Here is a 15,061-nt window from a genome sequence, read left to right as displayed (position 1 = left end):
GCGTGACCTTCAACGCCATGTCGGCGTATTCCCCCGCTACCGCACCCGACGCCACCTCAAGAAGGCGCGACGTGTTCGAGCGCGGGAACTCAACTCCGACGCAACGGAACAGGAGTCCGCATGAAACTGGCCTGGATCCTCTGGTTGGCCAACGTGTTGCCGCAGCCGGTCGCCGACCCGCTGTGCCTCACGACCACCATCTACCTTGAAGCCCGCAACCAGTCGATTCTCGGCCAGCGGGCCGTTGCTGAAGTCGCGCTTCGTCGCCTCGAAGACGGTCGCTGGGGCGACTCCGTGTGCTCGGTGGTGACCTCGCCTCGCCAATTCGCGCCAACGCTGGTTTCGGGCAAGTTCGTGATCAAGAATCCTAAGGCCTGGGACCGGGCGGCCGCGGTGGCTTTCGATGCCATGCGCGACTGGCGCAATCCGAGCGAGTCCAGGCGCCAAGTCGTTCCCGGAGCCAGCCACTTCCTGGTGAACGATCTGGCAAAGCGTCCCAATTGGGCCCAGGGCACTCCGGTGGCACTGATCGGTGATCACGCGTTCTACAGCGTGTACGAGCTTTAGCTGACCGAGCTATTCGGACAGCTTGCCGAACGGCGACCCCATCCAGGGTCGCCGTTGTCATTTTTGCTGTCAGGCACAGCTCAGCCGAGGTCCGGCCCTCGCTTCAGCGCAGAACGAATGGCTTCCAGCGCGGAAGGGTCATCGAGCGTCGACAGGTCCCCAGGGTCACGGCTTTCGACAAGCGCCTGCAAGGAGCGCCTGAGCAGCTTGCCCGAGCGCGTCTTGGGCAGCGCCTCCACCACATACACGCGCGCAGGCTTCGCGACGGCCCCCAACTGTTCCACCACCTGACGCATCATCGCGTCGGCGGCCGCACGGCGATCAGCGGCATCGCCGCCCTTGAGCGTGGCGAACACCACCGGCACCTGGCCCTTCAGCTCATCGGCCGCTCCGATCACCGCGGCCTCGGCAACCACCCCGCATCCCGACACGGATTCCTCGATCTCGCGGGTTCCCAAGCGGTGCCCGGCGACGTTGATGACGTCATCGGTGCGGCCGAGGATGAAGTAGTAGCCGTCTTCATCGCGGATCGCCCAGTCCAGCGAGCTGTAGAGCAGCTCCTTGAAATGACTGAAGTAGCTGGAGAGGAAGCGCGCGTCGTCGCCCCAGACGGTGCTGAGGCAGCCAGGCGGCAGCGGCGGCACGATCGCCAGCACGCCCTTCTCGCCCGCGCCGCAGGGCTCTCCGCTGACTTCATTGATCAGCTTCAGATTGAAGCCGAGGTTGGGCAGGCCGGGCGAACCGAACTTGGTGGGCTTGAGCTCAAGCCCCGGCTGCAGGCACAACACCGGCCAGCCGGTTTCGGTCTGCCAGTAGTTGTCGATCACCGGCACGCCCAGCGCGTCGTTGATCCAGCGCGCAGTGGGCTCATCGAGCGGCTCACCGGCGAGGAACAGCCACTTCAGCGCTGACAGGTCGTGCTTGCTGAGCCAGGAAGGGTCCTGCTTCTTCAGCACGCGCACCGCGGTTGGCGAAGAGAACAGGGTGCGCACCCCGTACTGTGCGCAGAGCTCCCACCAGATGCCGGGATCGGGCGTGGTCGGCAGGCCCTCGTAGACGATCGTCGTGGCGCCGACGATCAGCGGCCCGTAGACGATGTAGGAATGCCCCACCACCCAGCCGACGTCCGAGGTCGAGAACATCACCTGGCCCGCCCCGACATCGAAGACGGTGCGCATCGACAGCGCCAGCGCCACTGCATAGCCGCCGGTATCGCGCTGCACGCCCTTGGGCTTGCCGGTGGTACCCGAGGTGTAGAGCAGGTAGCTGGGCGCGTTGCTCTCACGCCAGACCACCGGAACCTCGGTCTCGGCGAAGGCTGCGGAGGCCTCGGCATAGTCGACGTCACGCCCCTGCGTGCGCGGCATATCGCCATCGAGCCCGCGGTTCATCACCAGCACATGCGCCGGAGGATGCTTCGCCTCGGCGATCGCGGCATCGACCAGCGGCTTGTAGCGGATCACCTTGCCCGAGCGCATGCCGGCATCGGCGCAGATCAGCAGTTTGGGCTGAGCATCGTCGATGCGCAGGGCGAGGTTGTGCGCGGCAAAACCGCCGAACACCACCGAGTGGATCGCGCCAATCCGCGCACAGGCCAGCATCGCGATGACCGCCTCGCCGGTGTTGGGCATGTAGATCACCACGCGGTCGCCCTCGCCCACGCCGAGCGAACGGATCGTCGCCGCGCACTGGCTCACGGCCCGGTAGAGCTGGGCATAGGTCCAGGTCTGGCGGAGACCTGTCTCGGTCGAGACAGCGATCAAAGCAGGTTGATCCGGACGGGCCGCCAGATGACGGTCGATGGCGTTATGGCAAAGGTTGGTGCGTCCGCCGACAAACCAGCGCCGGAACGGCGGCTTAGAGTCATCGAGGATCTGCTGGGGCTGGGTCTCCCAGTCGATGGCCTTGGCGGCCTCCGCCCAGAAGTCCTCGGGCTGTTCGATCGAGTGACGATAGAGGTCGTCGTAACGCATGGCCGATGCTCCGCGGGGGACTCACGAAGCCTAGACGGATGCGGCAGCCGGCGCCTGTCGACGTTGGTCGGTAAGAGCCGGGATTGGAGATTGGGGATTCGGGATTCGTAAGGGCAGTTCGGGGCAGGGTAGAGTCCGGGACCCAGCCGCGCCGGAAGCGAAAAGGGCGGCCCGTGGGCCGCCCTTTCCTGGGACAACTTCGGTGCAGGCTTCAGCCCAGCAGGTGGGCGACGCCGGCGCGCTCTTCCTCGAGCTCGTTGAGCGTGAAGTTGATGCGCTCCTGCGAGAACTCGTCAATGGCCAGGCCCTGCACGATCTCGTACTTGCCGTCCTTGCAGGTCACCGGGTAGCCGAACATCACATCCTTCGGGATGCCGTAGCTGCCGTCGGACGGAATGCCCATGGTCACCCACTTGCCGTTCGTGCCCAGCACCCAGTCACGGATGTGGTCGATGGCGGCATTGGCCGCGGACGCTGCCGACGACAGGCCACGCGCCTCGATGATCGCCGCTCCGCGCTTGCCGACCTTGGGGATGAAGGTCTCGCGGTTCCAAGCCTCGTCGGCCACCTTGTCCTTCAGCGAGGCGCCGCCGGCGGTGGCGAAGCGGTAGTCCGGATACATGGTCGGGCTGTGGTTGCCCCACACCACCAGCTTTTCGATGTCGGCCACGGCCACGCCGGCCTTGGTCGCGAGCTGCGACAGGGCGCGGTTGTGGTCGAGACGCAGCATCGCGGTGAAGTTCTTCGGATCGAGATCCGGTGCCGACTTCATGGCGATGTAGGCATTGGTGTTGGCCGGGTTGCCAACGACCAGCACCTTCACGTTGCGCGAGGCGACCTTGTTCAGGGCGCGGCCCTGCACGGTGAAGATCTCGGCGTTCTTCAGCAGCAGGTCCTTGCGCTCCATGCCCGGGCCGCGCGGCATGGCACCGACCAGCAGGGCCACATCGGCGTCCTTGAAGGCGACCTCCGGATCATCGGTGCCAACCATGCCGGCCAGCAGTGGGAAGGCGCAGTCTTCGAGCTCCATCATCACGCCACGGAGCGCGGCCTGGGCCTTCTCCATCGGCAGCTCGAGCATCTGCAGGATCACGGGCTGGTCCTTGCCCAGCATCTCGCCGGAGGCGATGCGGAACAGCAGGGAGTAGCCGATCTGGCCGGCGGCGCCGGTGACTGCAACGCGGACGGGGGTCTTCATGGGAGGGTCCTGTGTCGTCTTCTGGGGTGGGTGGAACGTCGGGACACGCATCGCCGAGGCCGCGCGGCCTCAGCGCATCTCGTAGCCGACCGCCGCGAGATGCTGCTGCAGCGCCGGCCGGTTGTAACCGTGGATGATCTCGTCGCCAATGACCGTCATCGGCACGCCGCGACCGCCCAGAGCCTCGACCGCCTCGCGTCCGGCGGCGGTGTCGAAGTCGAGCTCGGTAAAACGCACGCCGGCCGAGCGGAACTCGGCCAGCTGCTTCTGGCAGTAGCCGCACCACTCGGCGCTGACCATCACCACGCGGCTGGGGTCGCCAGCGCCGGGCAGGCTGTCGAGCGCCGCCTGGGTCGACCACTCCGACCGCCAGACGCCGAAGGCCACCAGCAGCGCGAGCAGGACGAGCCAGACGCGTCCGCTCACGCCAACTCCGCGAAGAAGGCCTGGATGCGCTTCAAGCCCTCGGTGAGCTGAGCATCCGGACAGGTGTAGGAGATGCGCAAGGCGCGGGGTTCGCCGAAGGCCGAGCCGGGCACGCAGGCCACGCCCTTGGCTTCGAGCAGCGCAGCACAGAAGTCGACGTCGTCGGCGATCACCCGATCGCCGTGCCGGCGGCCGAAGGCGCAGGCGATGTCGGGGAAGACGTAGAAGGCGCCCTCGGGCTTCGGGCAGATCACGCCCGGGATCTGCGCCAATGCCGCCAGCACCTGGTCGCGCTTGGCCTCGAACTCGCGCACCTTCGCCGCCGGCACGTCCTGCGGGCCGGACAGCGCGGCGATGGCGGCAGCGATCACCACTTCGGGCACGTTGGTGATGTGGTTGGAGTTGAGTGTGGTCAGCGCCTGCGCGACCGACTCAGGGCCAGCCATGAAACCGACACGCCAGCCCGGCATGCCATAGGTCTTGGACAGCGAGTCGACGAAGATCACGCGGTCCGCCAGCTCAGGCCGGAAGTGCAGCACGTTGTGGTAGCTCTGCCCGCTGAACACCATGCGGTGGTAGATGTCGTCGCAGATCATCCACACGTCCGGATGGCGCGCCACCACGTCGGCGATGGCGGCGATCTCGTCGCTGCTGTAGACCATGCCGGTCGGGTTGGACGGGTTGTTGAACAGAAACACCTTGGGCCCGCGCGCCAGCGCGCCATCCAGCTGCTCCGGCGTCAGCTTGTAGTTCTGGCTGGACGGGCAAGGCAGGGCCGTGGCGCGCGCACCGACGATCTCGGCGATGTCGGCGTAGGTGGTCCAGTAGGGCGAGGGAAAGACGATCTCGTCGCCCGGATCGAGCAAGGCTTCGGCCAGGTTGTAGAGGATGTGCTTGGCGCCGATGCCGGTGGCGCAGTGCTTGCGCTGGTAACCGGTGAGGCCGGCCGCCTCGATGTGCTTCAGGAAGGCATCGAGCAGCGCATCCGGCCCGCGATTGCTGCCGTACTGGCCGCTGTCGTGCTCCAGGGCCTCGCGCGCAGCCGCGTACACGTGCGGGCCGGGCAGGAAATTCGGAACGCCGATCGAGAAGCTGATGACCTCGCGGCCAGCGGCTTTCATCTGCCGGGTCTTCTCGACGATCTGCATGATCGCGCTGGGCTTGGCGCGCCCCATGCGCTGGGCAAGCTTGGGCATGTGCACCCTCGTGTGGTGGGCCAACCCGGCCGCGTGCGCGACTTCTACCGAAGCGAGGCAGGCGCGGGCAGAAAACCGCCGAAGTCTAGCACGCAGGCCGGTCACGACCGGCCCGACGGCATGCGGCGAAAGTCGGGGGCGGAGCAGCTCACGCGCGGTGGATGGCCTCAGGCGCGCACCGAGAAAGCGGCCTGCGCAGGACCCACGGAGGCAACCTCGCCGTAGGCCTGACGCGCACGCGCCAGCGCGATGTCGACACGCGCCTGCGAGGCCATCTGGTTGGCCTGCGCTGCCACGCGGTAATCCTGCGGCGAGGGCTGGGCCGGCGCCAAGGCTGCGGCGACGATGCGCGCGGCCTTGTCCAGCGTCGCCTCGGGATCGCCGCGCACCGGCGAGGTGTCGATGCCGACCTCGCCGCCGACAGCGTAACGTCGGCGGTCGGGGCCGGTCTGGTAGGTGTAGCTGGGGCCCGAAGTGATCAGCTCGCCCCCTGCAGCCACATGGGCCTGCTCGTGGGCCCGCACCTCGCGGTCACGGGCCGCCAGCTCGGCGATCACCCGCTGGACCGCCGGATCCTGCAGCGGATCGCTGGTCTCCCCACGCCCTGGGCCGCTGGCAGTGGGCGATACGCCCTGGACCTCGGAAACCGGCGCGCGCGCGCCGCCACTCGGCGCCGGACTGGCGCTGGCCGCGGCGGGTACGAAGCGTGCGGCGGAAGTGGGCAACAGCTGCATCGGTCCGGCAGCCTCGACGGAGCGGCGTTCAGTCTCGGGCCTGCCGGCCGCGGGCGTGGCCGCGGCTCGGCATCGCCGCCAAGGATCGCGCCGGATCGGCCCACGGGCAAGCGGCCCGGAGGCCCATCGACCGCCGCTGCCAGCCCGCTGGGCAAGCGCGGTCGCCCTGGCTCCGGCGCCCGAAACCAGCGGCATCGGCAAGACTGGCGGAAGCGTTCGGCTTGAAACCTCGAGGCCCGCCCACAGTTGCGCGGCACCGGCACGCACTTCTTGGATACGCCCGCCGATGGCCACTGACGCCCGCCCGCGCTCGGAATCCACCCTGCCCCGCCACCCCTGCCTGCGCTGTGGCGCCTGCTGCGCCAGCTACCGGGTCGCGTTCTACTGGGCGGAGACCGCACCGCACACGCCGGACGGAATCCCTGAATCACTGACGCGGAAGCTCGATCCCTTGCGGGTCGCAATGCTCGGCACCGACCAGCCCGCGCCGCGCTGCGTCGCACTGCGCGGCACGGTCGGCGAGGACGCCCACTGCAGCCAATACGCCCACCGCCCCTCGCCCTGCCACGAGCTCATGCCCGCCTGGGAAGACGGCAGACCGAGCCCGGCGTGCGATCGGGCACGTTTGCGCCATGGGCTCATGCCGCTCACACCCGCGGACTGGGCCGGGCGCGCCTCCGCTCCGGGCAGGCCGGCGGGGGTTCTCGCTGGCGAGTGAGTGTCTGCAACCGCCGCCGCCCCGACACGGCTCCCGCCGCTCTGCCCCGGATTTCCGGTTGCTGGCCGGCCCGAAGCTGCAGCGGCACGCGCTTGCCTGCAAATGAAGCTGGATGGGCGTGACCCTCGCATGCCTCGCAGTACCGCCGGCGCAGCCGCACCGAACGCGATCCAGCAGTCCGCGCGGGCGCAGACCATGAAAGCGATGGGCTTACAGGACCCGCACCTCGGCCCGCAGCACTCCGGGCCGCAGCTGCTGCGGCCAATCCGAATCCACGGCCACCTGTGATTTCGAAGCCGCGCGCTCAAGCCGCGACAGCGGCAGCTCGGCCACGGCCCAGGTCTCGCCGGGCGCATTGACGACCAGCACACCGTCGGCCGGAAGACCCACATCCATCGGCGCGTAGATCGCGGCCTCGCCGGTATTGGTGTCGAGCGCCGGGCTCCAGGGCAGTTCGCCGGCGGTGACTGCACGCGCAACGAGCATGCGGTTCTCCAACGCGCGCGCCATGCAGCCGGTGCGCACCCGGGTCGCGCCGGCCGGCGTATCAGTGCAGCTCGGCACCAGCAGGAGGCGGGCGCCGGCCTCGCGCTGGGCGCGCACCGGCAGCGGGAACTCGCTGTCGTAGCAGACCGCGATGCCGACGCGCAGGCCGTCGAGATCGAAGACCTTGAGCGCGTCGCCGGGCTCGATCAGGTCGCTGGCCTTTTCGAAGCCGGTGAGTTGGAGCTTGTCCTGCCAGTGCACTTCGCCCGAAGGCGTGAACCAGAAGGCGCGGTTGCGATAGCGGCCATTCGGCTGGCGCAGCAGGAAGGTGCCGGCCTGGATGTGCAGGTCGAGCGCGCGGGCAAGTTCCACATGCAGCGTCTGCCAGGGCTCGAAAAGAGCCTGCAGCGCCTCCAGCGAAGCGGCGAAGTCCTCGCGCACGGCGGCGGGCTGGAAACCTGCCAGCTCCAGCGACAGGTACTCCGGCAGCACAGCCAGATCGGCGCCCAGGGCCTTGGCCTCGCCCAGCAGTCGGCGCTGCTTGTCGGCCCAGGCCTCGAAGCTCGCGATCGTTTCCAGCGGATAGGCGGCGACAGCGACGCGCATCAGCCGGCCTCCAGCGCGCGCAGCCAGTAGGTCAGCGGCTTCTCGCTCTCGTCGGACTCGCCCAGCTCCTTCCAGCTCAGGCGAAAGCCCATACCGGGCTGGCGCTGGTAACCGCGCTTGGCCCAGAACGCATCATTGTCGCGATGGTCTGGAGGGCGACGCGGGTCATCAGCGGCGCGGTCGACGGCAGCGAACGCCATCCAGTCGAAGCGCCCCAGCGCGCGTGCATGCGCTTCGCGCGCATCGAAGAAGCGATGCCCAAGGCCCAGCCCGCGATAGGCCGGCAGCAGCACCGACTCGCCGAAGTAGAAGACCCGCTGCGGGTCGATGCCGCGCTCGATGAAGGGCTGCTTGAACGCAGCGTCTTCATCTGCCAACGGCAAGCCGGTGCTGGCGCCGACCACGCGCTCGTCGTCCAGCGCCAGCACCCACAGGCTGTCGGCCGACTGCGCGTAGGTGTCGAGGTAGCGCTCCTCGTAGCCGACGTCACCGTCGTAGAGGTAGGGAAACGCGCGGAACACCTCGATGCGCAGGCGCGCCACGTCGGCCGTGTGGCGCGCGTACTCGGCGGGCCGCAGGCAGCGCAGCTCGACGCCCATCAGGCCTGCACCTGCGCGATCCAGTCCTGCAGGTTGTAGTAGTTGGTGACGCGGGTGATGCAGCCGTTCTCGATCTCGAAGAAGGCCCCCCCCGGCAGCACATAGCGCTGGCCGCGGGCCGGCGGCAGGCCCTCATCGTCGGCCTTGTACTCGCCGTGCACGACGTACTCGGCGGCCGCGCGTCGGCCGTCGGCCGAGGCCATCACCACGATATCGGTGAGCTGCTCGGCGTAGCAGCGATCCATGCGCTGCATGAAGGCGCGGAAAGCCTCGCGGCCAGTTTCGCGGGCGCCCTGGTTGAGGTCGTGGACCACGTTCTCGGACAGCAGGGCGAGCAGGGTCTCGCGGTCGCCGCGATTGAAAGCGGCGTAGTAGCGGTCGATCAGGTCGAGGGTGTCGGTGTTCGGCATGGGATTCGGGATTGGGGATTCGGGATTCGGGATTGGGGATTGGGGATTGGAGATAGGGTGGGTCCTCATCCACCGTGGCGGCAAGGCTTCGGCTGCCCTCGGCAGCCGAAGCGGCACCAGGTCGCGCGAGGGAGTGCAGCGCAAGCGACAGGCGGACCCCTCGCCTGCTCAGCCCTGCTTGCGCTCCGCGATCCACGCATCCACGCGGCGATTCAGCAGGGTGATCGGCATCGAGCCCGACTGCAGGACGACGTCGTGGAAGCCCTTCAGATCGAAGCGCTCACCCAGCTCGGCGCGGGCGCGCTCGCGGGCGTCCAGCATGGCGTTCATGCCGACCTTGTAGCTCAGCGCCTGGCCGGGCATCACCAGATAGCGCTCGATCTCGGCAACCACGTCGGTCTCGGGCATGCCGGTCATCTGCAGCATGTAGTCGATGGCCTGCTCGCGGGTCCAGCGCTTGTGGTGCATGCCGGTGTCCACCACCAGGCGCACGGCGCGGAACATCTCGGCCTGCAGGCGGCCGAGGTTGTCCAGCGGGTTCTGCTGGAAGCCCATCTCCCAGGCCAGACGCTCGGTGTACAGCGCCCAGCCTTCCGCATAGGCGGTGAAGGGCAGCAGCTTGCGGAAGGTCGGCACGCCGCGCAGCTCCTGCTGGATCGCGATCTGGAAGTGGTGCCCCGGAATCGCCTCGTGGTAGGCCAGCGTGCGCATGCCGAAGCGGGCGACCTCCGCCGTGTTGCGCAGGTTGATGTAGAAGATGCCCGGGCGCGAGCCATCGAAGGCCGGCGCGTTGTAGTAGGCGCCGGGCGCGGTCTTCTCGCGGAACTCGGGCACGCGCTCGACCTTGACGCCTGCGGCCGGGCGCAGGTTGAAGGCGCTGCCGATGCCCTGGTCGATCTCGTCGATGATCGTCTGGAAATCGTCGATGATCTGCTGGCGGCCCTCGTCGGTGTTCGGGTACAGCTGGTCCGGCCGCTGCGCGATCTGCTGCACGCGCGCGCCAATGCTGCCCTCGAGCAGCCCCTCCGCCTGCAGGATGGCGTCCATCTCCGCACCGATCCGCTCGACCTCGCGCAGGCCGAGTTCATGCACCTCGTCCGGGCTCATCTCGGTGGTGGTCTGCGAGCGCACAGCCCAGGCGTAGTAAGCCCCACCGTCCGGCAGCGCCCACACGCCGTGGTTGTCCTGCAGCTTCGGCAGCAACGCGTCGTAGTAGTCGATCAGGCGGCCGTACACCGGCTGCACATGCTCGACGATGGCGGCACTGGCGCGCGCCAGCAGGGCCGCACGATCTTCGCCCGACAGCCCTTCAAGCTTGCCCAGCTTCTCGTCGAAGCTGGTGTAGAGGATGTTCTGCTCGGGCGCAGCGTCGCGAAAGCCACGCATCTCGGCCAGCACCTTTTCGACCACGAAGCGCGGCGGCAGGATGCCCAGTGATTCGCGATGGCGCACCCCCTCCAGCACCTGGTCGAGCTTGCGCGGCACCGCCGCAAGGCGCGCGAGGTAGTTCTCGGCATCGCTCGTGGAGGCGATCGGATGCTGGGTGGCGAGGAAGGTCGGCAGGCCGTTCTGCACGCCGAAGAGCTGGTTCAGTGGATAGTTGTGGTACGCGAAGCGCTCGCCCTCGACCTGCACCGCGAGAAAGGTCTCCAGCAGGTCGTAGGAGTGTTGGCCTTCGGCATCCAGCGAACTGCGGTCGTAGCTGCGCAGGGTGGCGAGGTCGTTGCGCACCTTGGCGCGCAATGCCTCTTCGCCGGCCAGCGAGGCGTCGTCCAACTCGTCGCTGTACCAGTCGAGCCAGCCCGGCAGAATTCGCAGTGAGGACAGCAGTTCGGGACTGTTGAAGGCAAACTCGGCAAACACCCGCTCATAGAACCACTCGATCTTCAGCGGCTTGAACCAGATCGTGTGCGCCAGCAGGCCACCGCCGGCCAGCAGCAGCACCAGAAACCCGCGCAGGCCCCACTTCAGCAGCTTCTTCATGGTCTTTCCCCCGGCGGGCTCCATGCCCACCCCGGCGCGCACTTTACGGCCGGCATGGCCCGCCTGCCTCTGCGCCGGAAGTCACCGCCGCCCGCCACCCCCCATAATGCGCCGATGAACTACAAGCACAGCTTCCACGCCGGCAACTTCGCCGACGTCTTGAAACACGCCACCCTGCTCGGCCTGATCGAGGCCTTCCAGCGCAAGGACAGCGGCTTCCTGCTGCTCGACACCCACGGCGGTCGCGGTGGCTACCTGCTCGACTCGGGCGAGGCGCAGAAGACCGGCGAGGCCGAGGGCGGCATCCTCAAGCTGATCGATCGCCGGCCCATCGAGCAGCAGCCCAAGCGCCGCGCCAGCCCGCCGCCGCTGGTGGCTGCCTATGTCGAGGCGGTCGACCGCTTCGATGCCAAGACCTTTGCGCACTCGGGCCATGGCATCGCCCCCCTGCGCGCCTACCCGGGCTCGCCCCTGCTGGCCGCGCGCGCGCTGCGCCCGCAGGATCGACTGGTCGCCTGCGAACTGCAGCCCGGCGAGCAGTCGGCGCTCGCCGCGGCACTTGAACCCTACCCGCGCGCCAAGGCCGAGGCCCGCGATGGCTACGCCGCGGTGCGCGCCCTGCTGCCGCCGATCGAACGCCGTGCCCTGGTGCTGGTCGATCCGCCCTTCGAGGCCCAGGAGGCCGAGTACGACGCCATCCTCGGCGCCGTGCGCCAGGGCCTGGAGCGCCTGCCGCAGGCGGTGTTCGCTGTGTGGTTCCCAATCAAGCGGCGCGCCGGCGTGGCGCGCTTCCTGCGCCGTGCCGCCGAGCTGCCGGCGAAGTCGGTGCTGCTGGCCGAGCTGCTGGTGCGGCCGGACGACTCGCCGCTGCGCATGAACGGCTGCGGCATGCTGATCGTCAACCCGCCCTACCGCTTCGATCAGGCCCTGTCACAGGCCCTTCCCTACCTGCGCGAAGCCCTGGGCGAAACCCAAGCCAGCTCGCGACTGGACTGGCTCAAACGCGAGGAAGGCGCATGAAACTGCGCGGGATCCTGTCCATGCTCGCCGTGCTGCTGCTCGCGGGCTGCGTGCCGACACCGGTGTTTCGCGATGCGCCGTCCGTGCCCAGCCCCTCGCCGCGCGCGGTGGCGGCACAGATCGACACGCAGATGGACCGCAACGTGCTCTGGGGCGGGATGGTGATCGCCCTGAACGAGTACGAGGGTTACGTCGAGATCGAGCTGCTGGGTTTTCCCACCGACAGCCAGGCGCGTCCGATTCCGCAGGCCCGCGATGGCGGCCGCTTCATCGCCATTCGCGCGGGCCGGCTCGATCCCAATGAAGTCGTTCCGGGGCGATTTCTCACGCTGACCGGACGGATCACGGGCGAACGTGAGGTACAGCTCGGTGAGCAGCGCCTGATCCTGCCCGAAGTCGACGCGCGCGAGATCCACCTGTGGCCGCGCGACTGGAACACCCGCGAGCGGCCGCGCATCAGCGTCGGCATCGGCGTGCGAGGTGGGTTCTAGTCCGCGGCGTCCAGGCAGAGCGCTCGAGACGCCAGTCGCGGGCGGCCGCGCGTCAGGACCTCACGGCTTCTTGATTCCGCGGCTCCACCTGGGGGACGAAGCACCGGCAGCAAGCGGACCCGATTCGGGCATTCCGCTTGGCAGGGCCCGGACCCCGCCGGAGCGCTCGTGGGCTTGAGACTTGTCAAAACCCGGCGGTGCGCCGAGGCGCAGCATGGGGCCGTATCCCGAACGCCTTTGAAGGAGGCCCCATGATCCGCTATGTATCCGGTGACATCCGCCACAGCCAGGCCGAAGCCATTGCCCACGGCGTCGCTCCGAACGATGCCTTCGACCAAGGGTTGGCTTTCGCGCTGCACGAGGCGGTGCCGGCCATGTACAAGGACTTCCGCCACTACTGCCACACCCAGCACCCGAAGTCGGGCGAGCTGTGGACCTGGGGCGGCGTGTATCCCAGCCGCATCGTCGCCCTGTTCACCCAGGAAGCCGCCTACGATCACGGCGCCAAGGCCGGCAAGGCAACTGTGCAGCACGTGAACCACGCGCTGCGCGCGCTGGCCAAGGAAGTGAAGAAGGAAGGCTGGGCCAGCTTGGCGCTGCCACGACTCGCCACCGGCGTCGGCGGCCTCGACTGGGCCGAGGTCAAGCCGCTGATCGAGCAGCATCTGGGCGATCTTGGGATTCCGGTGGTGGTCTACGAGACCTATCGTCCGAACGAGCGCGCCAACGAAGGCCTGCCCGCGCGCGCCGCCTGAGCACCTGCTTTCGATTCAAGCGATAGCGGCCGGGCGCCATGACGCCCGGCCGTTTTCGTATGCGGCCCCTTCGGCACGCGACAGATCGACGGGCCGGCCTACACTGCGCGGCTTCGCACACCCGCCGGTCCCGAATCATGCATCCGCTCCGCCGCCTGCTGGGCCACGCCCGCAGCTATCGCCGCACCGCGTCCATCGCCACCGTCTACACCGTGCTCAACAAGGTCTTCGACGTGCTGCCGGAGATCCTCATCGGCATCGCCGTCGACGTGGTGGTGAACCAGCGCGAGTCCTTCATCGCGCGCATGGGCCTGCCCGATCCGATCCACCAGCTGCTGCTGCTCACCGCGCTGACCGTGCTGATCTGGGGCCTCGAATCGCTGACCGAGTACCTGGCCATGGTGCGCTGGCGCAACCTCGCGCAGAGCCTGCAGCACGACCTGCGCATCGAGGCCTACGCGCATCTGCAGGGGCTCACCCCCGGCGCGCTGGCGGATGCGCGCAGCGGGCGCTTGTCTTCGGTGCTGAACGAAGACGTGCACCAGATCGAGCGCTTCATGAATGCAGGCGCCCACGATCTGATCCAGGTGTTCTGCTCGACCCTGCTGGTGGGTGCGGTGTTCTTCGCCCTGTCGGCGCCGCTGGCCCTGCTCGCCCTGCTGCCGGTACCGCTGATCCTGTTCGGCGCCTTCTGGTTCATGCGCCGCCTGCAGCCGCGCTACGCCGCCGCGCGCGAGGCCGCCGCGGGCATCTCGCAGCGGCTGTCGAACAACCTGCATGGCATGGCGACCATCCAGGCCTACACGGCGGAACAGGCCGAGCTGAAGCACCTCGAGGACGCCAGCGCCGCCTATCGCGAGCGCAATGCCGAGGCCATCCGCGTGGCGGCGGCGATCACGCCGGTGATCCGCATCGCCATCCTCGCCGGCTTCGTCGCCACCCTGCTCTACGGCGGCGTGCTGACCCTGCGCGGCGAGCTCGGCGTCGGCAGCTATTCGGCCCTGGTCTACCTCACCCAGCGTCTGCTGTGGCCGCTGACGCGGCTGGCCGAGCTCACCGATCTGTATCAGCGCAGCATGACCTCGGTGCGCAGGGTGTTCGACCTGCTGGCCCTGCCGCAGCCGGCGGACCGCGGCGAACGCCAGCTGGCCGGACGCAGCGAAGGCGCCCTGCGCTTCCGCGACCTCCGCTTCGCTTACGGCGATACCGAAGTGCTGCACGGGATCGATCTGGAGGTGCCGGCTGGCCACACCGTGGGCCTGGTGGGTGCCACCGGCAGCGGCAAGAGCACCCTGATCAAGCTGCTGCTGCGCTTTGAAACGCCCAAGGCCGGCCGCGTCGAGCTCGACGGCATTGACATCGAGGAGCTGCCGCGCAGCCGGCTGCGCCGGCAGATCGGCCATGTCGCGCAGGAGCCCTTCCTCACCGACGGCACCGTGGCCGAAAACATCGCCTATGGCGACGCCGCGCCCGACCCTGCGCGCATCGAAGCGGCCGCGCGCGCAGCCGAGGCGCACGGCTTTATCGCCGCGCTGCCGAAGGGCTACGACACGGAAGTCGGCGAGCGCGGCCACACCCTGTCGGGCGGCCAGCGCCAGCGCATCGCGTTGGCACGTGCGCTCTACCGCGATCCGCCGCTGCTGGTGCTGGACGAGGCGACCTCGGCCGTCGACAACGAGACCGAAGCGGCAATCCAGCGGTCACTGGCGAAAGCCGCACAGGGCCGAAGCGTGCTGGTGGTGGCGCATCGCCTCTCGACCGTGCGCCATGCGCACTGCATCCACGTGCTGGACGCAGGCCGCATCGTCGAGTCCGGCACGCACGAAGCGCTGCTCGCTCGCGATGGGCTGTACGCGGGGCTGTGGCGGCTGCAGACGGGTGAGGCCGTGCAGGCCTAGC

General features: G+C 68.6%; 15 protein-coding genes. 6 read left to right on the top strand and 9 right to left on the bottom strand.

The window, feature by feature from the left end; translation table 11 throughout:
* Window positions 1-120 precede the first annotated feature (120 nt).
* The gene (locus tag BLP83_RS01920; protein WP_091238119.1) at window positions 121-567 is read left to right on the top strand and encodes a cell wall hydrolase; all 447 of its coding nucleotides are present in this window, start codon (window positions 121-123) and stop codon (window positions 565-567) included.
* A gap of 80 nt (window positions 568-647) precedes the next feature.
* On the opposite strand, the gene prpE is transcribed toward BLP83_RS01920, so the two are convergent.
* The 5 genes from prpE to BLP83_RS01895 all read right to left on the bottom strand — a co-directional run bounded on the left by prpE (window position 648) and on the right by BLP83_RS01895 (window position 6,085).
* Window positions 648-2,540 carry a propionate--CoA ligase gene (prpE, locus tag BLP83_RS01915; protein ID WP_091238116.1) on the bottom strand — a complete coding sequence of 631 codons (1,893 nt, stop codon included), beginning with the start codon at window positions 2,538-2,540 and terminating at the stop codon, window positions 648-650.
* A 211-nt stretch (window positions 2,541-2,751) separates the two neighbouring features.
* Entirely contained in the window at window positions 2,752-3,738 is a 987-nt protein-coding gene (locus BLP83_RS01910; protein ID WP_091238114.1) for a malate dehydrogenase, read from the bottom strand.
* A gap of 69 nt (window positions 3,739-3,807) precedes the next feature.
* The gene (locus tag BLP83_RS01905) at window positions 3,808-4,164 is read right to left on the bottom strand and encodes a glutaredoxin family protein (protein WP_091238112.1); all 357 of its coding nucleotides are present in this window, start codon (window positions 4,162-4,164) and stop codon (window positions 3,808-3,810) included.
* Window positions 4,161-5,360, bottom strand: a complete 1,200-nt coding sequence (locus BLP83_RS01900; RefSeq protein WP_091238110.1) for an aminotransferase class I/II-fold pyridoxal phosphate-dependent enzyme — start codon at window positions 5,358-5,360, stop codon at window positions 4,161-4,163. The genes BLP83_RS01905 and BLP83_RS01900 overlap by 4 nt, the downstream gene beginning before the upstream one ends.
* A gap of 167 nt (window positions 5,361-5,527) precedes the next feature.
* Window positions 5,528-6,085, bottom strand: coding sequence for a putative metalloprotease CJM1_0395 family protein (locus BLP83_RS01895; protein ID WP_218121167.1), 558 nt, complete (start codon window positions 6,083-6,085; stop codon window positions 5,528-5,530).
* Between the two features lie 295 nt (window positions 6,086-6,380).
* Here BLP83_RS01895 and BLP83_RS01890 point away from each other — a divergent pair, with 295 nt between their 5' ends.
* Window positions 6,381-6,812, top strand: coding sequence for a YkgJ family cysteine cluster protein (locus BLP83_RS01890; RefSeq protein ID WP_091238106.1), 432 nt, complete (start codon window positions 6,381-6,383; stop codon window positions 6,810-6,812).
* A gap of 210 nt (window positions 6,813-7,022) precedes the next feature.
* Here the strand turns inward: BLP83_RS01890 and BLP83_RS01885 are convergent, their stop codons facing one another.
* The 4 genes from BLP83_RS01885 to BLP83_RS01870 form a co-directional block, all read right to left on the bottom strand.
* Window positions 7,023-7,904 (bottom strand): carbon-nitrogen hydrolase family protein, encoded by an 882-nt coding sequence (locus BLP83_RS01885; RefSeq protein WP_091238104.1) that lies wholly within the window; start codon window positions 7,902-7,904, stop codon window positions 7,023-7,025.
* Window positions 7,904-8,503, bottom strand: a complete 600-nt coding sequence (locus tag BLP83_RS01880; protein ID WP_091238102.1) for a GNAT family N-acetyltransferase — start codon at window positions 8,501-8,503, stop codon at window positions 7,904-7,906. The genes BLP83_RS01885 and BLP83_RS01880 overlap by 1 nt, the downstream gene beginning before the upstream one ends.
* On the bottom strand, window positions 8,503-8,913 hold the full coding sequence (locus BLP83_RS01875; RefSeq protein WP_091238100.1) for a ketosteroid isomerase-related protein: 411 nt from the start codon (window positions 8,911-8,913) through the stop codon (window positions 8,503-8,505). The genes BLP83_RS01880 and BLP83_RS01875 overlap by 1 nt, the downstream gene beginning before the upstream one ends.
* 168 nt (window positions 8,914-9,081) lie before the next feature.
* The gene (locus BLP83_RS01870; protein ID WP_091238097.1) at window positions 9,082-10,896 is read right to left on the bottom strand and encodes a DUF885 domain-containing protein; all 1,815 of its coding nucleotides are present in this window, start codon (window positions 10,894-10,896) and stop codon (window positions 9,082-9,084) included.
* Between the two features lie 114 nt (window positions 10,897-11,010).
* On the opposite strand from BLP83_RS01870, the gene BLP83_RS01865 reads away from it, so the two are divergent.
* The 4 genes from BLP83_RS01865 to BLP83_RS01850 all read left to right on the top strand — a co-directional run bounded on the left by BLP83_RS01865 (window position 11,011) and on the right by BLP83_RS01850 (window position 15,060).
* Window positions 11,011-11,916, top strand: a complete 906-nt coding sequence (locus BLP83_RS01865) for a 23S rRNA (adenine(2030)-N(6))-methyltransferase RlmJ (RefSeq protein WP_091238095.1) — start codon at window positions 11,011-11,013, stop codon at window positions 11,914-11,916.
* Complete coding sequence (locus BLP83_RS01860; protein ID WP_091238093.1) at window positions 11,913-12,407, top strand: Slp family lipoprotein; 495 nt, start codon at window positions 11,913-11,915, stop codon at window positions 12,405-12,407. Before BLP83_RS01865 ends, BLP83_RS01860 begins: the two co-directional genes overlap by 4 nt.
* Before the next feature lie 251 nt (window positions 12,408-12,658).
* Window positions 12,659-13,162, top strand: a complete 504-nt coding sequence (locus BLP83_RS01855) for a macro domain-containing protein (protein ID WP_091238090.1) — start codon at window positions 12,659-12,661, stop codon at window positions 13,160-13,162.
* A 137-nt stretch (window positions 13,163-13,299) separates the two neighbouring features.
* Window positions 13,300-15,060 carry an ABC transporter ATP-binding protein gene (locus BLP83_RS01850; protein ID WP_091238087.1) on the top strand — a complete coding sequence of 587 codons (1,761 nt, stop codon included), beginning with the start codon at window positions 13,300-13,302 and terminating at the stop codon, window positions 15,058-15,060.
* Window position 15,061: the final 1 nt, after the last annotated feature.

This window comes from Aquimonas voraii (assembly GCF_900101825.1).
GTDB classification, from domain to species: domain Bacteria; phylum Pseudomonadota; class Gammaproteobacteria; order Xanthomonadales; family Xanthomonadaceae; genus Aquimonas; species Aquimonas voraii.
The sequence above is the reverse complement of the archived record's forward strand: the minus strand, read 5'-3'. Positions and strand labels throughout refer to the sequence as shown.

Excerpts from the sequence above, each read along its gene's own strand:
- BLP83_RS01920 (WP_091238119.1), top strand. The coding sequence starts at position 121 with ATGAAACTGGCCTGGATCCTCTGGTTGGCCAACGTGTTGCCGCAGCCG.
- prpE (WP_091238116.1), bottom strand. The coding sequence starts at position 2,540 with ATGCGTTACGACGACCTCTATCGTCACTCGATCGAACAGCCCGAGGAC.
- BLP83_RS01910 (WP_091238114.1), bottom strand. The coding sequence starts at position 3,738 with ATGAAGACCCCCGTCCGCGTTGCAGTCACCGGCGCCGCCGGCCAGATC.
- BLP83_RS01900 (WP_091238110.1), bottom strand. The coding sequence starts at position 5,360 with ATGCCCAAGCTTGCCCAGCGCATGGGGCGCGCCAAGCCCAGCGCGATC.
- BLP83_RS01890 (WP_091238106.1), top strand. The coding sequence starts at position 6,381 with ATGGCCACTGACGCCCGCCCGCGCTCGGAATCCACCCTGCCCCGCCAC.
- BLP83_RS01885 (WP_091238104.1), bottom strand. The coding sequence starts at position 7,904 with ATGCGCGTCGCTGTCGCCGCCTATCCGCTGGAAACGATCGCGAGCTTC.
- BLP83_RS01880 (WP_091238102.1), bottom strand. The coding sequence starts at position 8,503 with ATGGGCGTCGAGCTGCGCTGCCTGCGGCCCGCCGAGTACGCGCGCCAC.
- BLP83_RS01875 (WP_091238100.1), bottom strand. The coding sequence starts at position 8,913 with ATGCCGAACACCGACACCCTCGACCTGATCGACCGCTACTACGCCGCT.
- BLP83_RS01870 (WP_091238097.1), bottom strand. The coding sequence starts at position 10,896 with ATGAAGAAGCTGCTGAAGTGGGGCCTGCGCGGGTTTCTGGTGCTGCTG.
- BLP83_RS01865 (WP_091238095.1), top strand. The coding sequence starts at position 11,011 with ATGAACTACAAGCACAGCTTCCACGCCGGCAACTTCGCCGACGTCTTG.
- BLP83_RS01860 (WP_091238093.1), top strand. The coding sequence starts at position 11,913 with ATGAAACTGCGCGGGATCCTGTCCATGCTCGCCGTGCTGCTGCTCGCG.
- BLP83_RS01855 (WP_091238090.1), top strand. The coding sequence starts at position 12,659 with ATGATCCGCTATGTATCCGGTGACATCCGCCACAGCCAGGCCGAAGCC.
- BLP83_RS01850 (WP_091238087.1), top strand. The coding sequence starts at position 13,300 with ATGCATCCGCTCCGCCGCCTGCTGGGCCACGCCCGCAGCTATCGCCGC.